Origin of the sequence: Bradyrhizobium sp. UFLA01-814 (genome assembly GCF_046718885.1) — a bacterium.
Classification (GTDB): domain Bacteria; phylum Pseudomonadota; class Alphaproteobacteria; order Rhizobiales; family Xanthobacteraceae; genus Bradyrhizobium; species Bradyrhizobium elkanii.
Genome location: NZ_JAQOSR010000323.1, coordinates 1 through 4,077, shown reverse-complemented (window position 1 = coordinate 4,077; position 4,077 = coordinate 1). Strand labels below are relative to the sequence as shown.

The 4,077-nt window shown below is 64.4% G+C and carries 4 protein-coding genes; all 4 read left to right on the top strand.

Annotated features, from left to right (window positions below; translation table 11 throughout):
- Positions 1 to 130 precede the first annotated feature (130 nt).
- A complete protein-coding gene (locus PMN64_RS42325) occupies positions 131 to 1,684 on the top strand; it encodes an acyl-CoA synthetase (protein ID WP_028339607.1) in 1,554 nt (517 codons plus the stop codon).
- On the top strand, positions 1,654 to 2,757 hold the full coding sequence (locus PMN64_RS42320) for a phosphotransferase family protein (protein WP_411785046.1): 1,104 nt from the start codon (positions 1,654 to 1,656) through the stop codon (positions 2,755 to 2,757). The genes PMN64_RS42325 and PMN64_RS42320 overlap by 31 nt, the downstream gene beginning before the upstream one ends.
- Positions 2,754 to 3,263, top strand: a complete 510-nt coding sequence (locus PMN64_RS42315) for a hypothetical protein (RefSeq protein WP_028339605.1) — start codon at positions 2,754 to 2,756, stop codon at positions 3,261 to 3,263. The genes PMN64_RS42320 and PMN64_RS42315 overlap by 4 nt, the downstream gene beginning before the upstream one ends.
- A gap of 188 nt (positions 3,264 to 3,451) precedes the next feature.
- Positions 3,452 to 4,077 (top strand): aromatic ring-hydroxylating oxygenase subunit alpha (locus PMN64_RS42310; protein ID WP_411785045.1); only part of this gene is annotated, 626 nt, incomplete at its 3' end.

Sequence of the window (4,077 nt, the reverse complement as noted above, 5' to 3'; positions counted from 1 at the left end):
TCGCGTCGGTTGTGTAATAATAGACCGTCTGTCCGGATTATCAACTGGAATCTCCGGGCGGCGTATCGGCTTCACGCGTGACGGAAACATCCGCGCGCGTGCGCGGCCGCATGGCGGTTCAGGAGGAAACATGAAGCTGACGCAGGCGCTGATCGCGGCGGTGCAATTGCGCAAGGACGCACCCGGCACCATCCATGCCGGACGGTCGCGGAGCTGGAAAGAGATCGGCCGGCGCGTTGCCTGCGCCGCGGGCGGGTTGCGGCGGCTCGGCGTCGAGGCCGGCGACCGTGTCGCCATCCTCGCGCACAACAGCGACCTCTATATTGAGGCGCTCTATGCCATCGCCTGGGCGGGCGCGGTCGCGGTGCCGCTTAACACGCGCTGGGCGGTTGCCGAGAACGCCTATGCGATCGACGATTCCACGCCAAAGCTGTTGCTGGTCGACAAGACCTTCGCCGAAATCGCGTCGGCACTGCGTGGTGCAAAATCACTCACCGCGATGGTCTATCTGAACGAGGGACCGGTCCCCGACGGCATGCAGGGTTATGATGAGCTTGTTGCGAACGCGCCGATCGCGGACGCGTCTGGCGCCTACAACGATCTCGCCGGCATCTTCTACACCGGCGGCACCACCGGATTTCCCAAGGGCGTGATGCTGTCGCACGCCAACATCATCTATGAATCGCTGGTCTGGATCTATGCGCTCCGTTTCCGCGAAGACACGCGGTATCTGCACTCGGCCGGCATGTTCCACCTGGCGGGCACCTCGCCGATGATCGCGCTGACCCTGGTCGGTGGCACGCACGTGACCATCGCGAAATTCGAGCCCGAGCTCGCGATGAAGACTATCGCCGAGCACAAGGTGGATTACTGCCTGTTCGTGCCGACCATGCTCAACATGATGCTTAATCATCCGTCCTTCGGCACGTATGATCTGAGCAGCGTGAGGGATTGCGAATATGGCGCGTCGCCGATGCCGGATGCGCTGCTGGTCAAGCTGATGCGCGTGCTGCCGAGCTGGCGTTTCCATCAGGGCTACGGCATGACCGAGAGCGCGGCGCTGGCGACAATCCTGCCTTGGGAGTACCACGCGCTGGAAGGGCCGCTGGCGGGCAAGCGCAAATCGGCGGGACGGGCGGCGCCCGGCGTCGAAATCCGCATCATCGATCCCGCGGGCAACGAAGTACCGCGCGGCACCGTCGGCGAGATCGCGATCCGCGGCGCCGGCGTGATGCTCGGATACTGGCGCAAGCCCGAGGAAAGCGCGCGCGTGCTGCGCAACGGATGGCTGCACACCGGCGACGGCGCCTGGATGGACGAGGACGGGTTTGTCTATATCGTCGACCGACTGAAGGACATGATCGTCTCGGGCGGCGAGAACGTCTATTCCGGCGAGGTGGAGAACGCCATCTTCCAGCACGAGCACGTCAAGGAATGCGCCGTTATCGCGGTGCCCGATCCGCAATGGGGCGAGGCGGTACATGCGATCGTCGTGCCGAAGGACGGCAGGAGTCTCGATTCCGAAATGGTGATCGCGCACTGCCGCACCTTGATCGCCGGTTACAAGTGCCCGCGTTCTGTCGATATCCGCCTCGAGCCATTGCCGCTGACCGGCTCCGGCAAGATCATGAAGTCGGCGCTGCGCGAGGAGAAGTGGCAAGGCTATACGAGGTCGGTCAATTGATGCCGGAGGCTGCGAAACGATCCGATCAAGATGTGCCGGGTGATGTGCCGGCGCCTGTTCGCCCGGTCGTGGTCAATGACGACGCGGTGCGGCCAGCACTCGCGCGGCATTTGTCGCGGATATCCGGGAGCCGGACGGAGATTGTCGGCTTCGGCCGCAAATCATCGGGTTTCTCCTGGATCACCTATGCGTTCGTGGCCCGCACTGCGGCTGAAGGCGACCGCAAACTGATCCTGCGCGTCGGTCCACCGAGCGGGCTGTTTGCGCCTTACTCGGTGCTGCCCCAGGTTTATGCGCTGCAGTCGCTGGCCGGCAGCGGCGTACCGGTGCCGGCGTTGGTGTCATCAGAGCAGGATGGCGCCGAGATCGGCTTTCCGTTCTTCATCTGCGCGCATGTCGAGGGCGATGTTCCTGCGCCCTGGGCGGCGAGCGAGCTCGATCCCGACCACAAGCGCGCGATCGCCCGGCAATTCGTCGAGATCCTCGCGTCGCTGCACCGGATCGACCCAGGCGCGACACCATTCGCTTCGCTGCAGCAGGGCGGGGAACGCGCCGAGCTGCGTGCGATCGCCGGCTGGCGCGCCTCTCTCGCGCGTCCCACTGCGCGCTATTACCCGCTGCTCGATTGGGGTGGACGCTGGCTGCACGACAACTGCCCGCAGCCGCCCCGCCGAACCATTGTGCATGGCGACTACCGGATCGGAAACTTCATCGAGCACCAGGGGCGGATCGCCGCCATTCTGGATTGGGAGCTGACTCATCTCGGCGATCCCCACGAGGATCTGGCATGGGCGCTGATGCCGACCTTCAATGCCAGGAGCCGCAAGCTCTATGGCGTGCTCGAGCGCGCGGAGGTGATCGATCTCTATCAGCGTGCCTCCGGCGTTGCCGTCTCGGACAAGAGTCTCGCCTTTTATGAGGCCTATGCGCTGTATCAGGCGGCCGCGATCCAGATGTGCGCGGTGCGCGCCTTCGAGGTCGATCGTTTCAACGACATGCGGCTTGCGGTGATGGCAAGCCAGATGCCCTCGATCGTGCGGGCCTTCGAGCGCGCATTGGAGGCCGCGGCATGAGTGCATCCTTCGAGCGGTTGATCGACGGCATCATCGATGCGCTGCAAAGCCATGTCGTGCCGAACAGCAGCGATGATTTCGTCCGCGGCCAGGTGTTCTCCGCGATCTACGCGCTGAACAGCATGAAGCTCGCCGCCGATTGGAAGGCCGCGCCGCTGCTCGAGCAGGTGCGCCTGCAGGACGATGCATTCGTGGCAGTCAAGCGATTGGCTGACGGCATGACGCATCCGGAGATTCCAGCGACGCCCCGCGTCCGGGGCGACATGTCCGACGCTGCCGCGATCGAGGCGCTGCGCGACGATGGCGACCGGCGGCTCGGGCAGCTTCTGCTCTGGGCGACCGGCGAGGGCACGCGTCTGGCCAATCGCAATGCCGCGACCGAGATCGAACGCCTGCTGCGGCGGGCGACCTGCGACCAGCTGAAGATCGAGCTCGCGACAACGCCGAAGTCGATGCTGCAGCAGATCGCAGGTGGCGAACGCGACGGTGGCGCGGCGCAGGACTGAGCCCGTCGCATCGCCGGCTACCCGGAATTGCATCTTTGCGCAGTGTTCCGGGAATCATTGGTAGCGCCGGGAAAGAAGCTTGCCGGCCCGCGGTGCCCGTGCTATTAATTCACCGAACGGTCGTTCGGATTATTATTGACGATCGGTGAAGGCAACCGCGGCGGGCGATCGGCGAGGGAGACGGAACGATGAACATGATGACCGGCGCCTCGCCATGGGAACGGTTGATCCGGCCCGACCGGGTGCACGGATCGCTCTACACCGATCCTGACATCTTCGAGGCCGAGCTCAAGAACATCTGGTACCGGACCTGGGTCTATGTCGGGCATGAGAGCGAGGTGCCGAACGCCAACGACTACGTCGTCAAGTCGATCGGCCCGCAATCCGTGATCATGACGCGCGACGAGCAGGGCAAGGTCAATCTGCTGCTCAACCGCTGCTCGCATCGCGGCAACCAGGTCTGTTCCTATGAGCGCGGCAATGCGCGCTCATTCACCTGTCCGTTCCATTCCTGGACCTTCGCCAATGACGGCCGCCTGGTCGGCTATGCCTTCCCGGACGGCTATGAAGGGCAGGACAAGTCGCAGCTCGCGCTCGGTCGGGTGACGCGCGTCGCCTCCTATCGCGGCTTCGTGTTCGGCTCGTTCGCAGCCGACGGCCCGACGCTGAAGGAGCATCTCGGCGGCGCGGCCGAGACCATCGATCGCCTGGTGCGCACCTCGCCGGAGGGCGAGGTCGAGATCACGGCGGGCTTTCTCAAGCATCGCGTCAAGGCGAACTGGAAGTTCATCCTGGAGAACGAGTGCGACGGCTA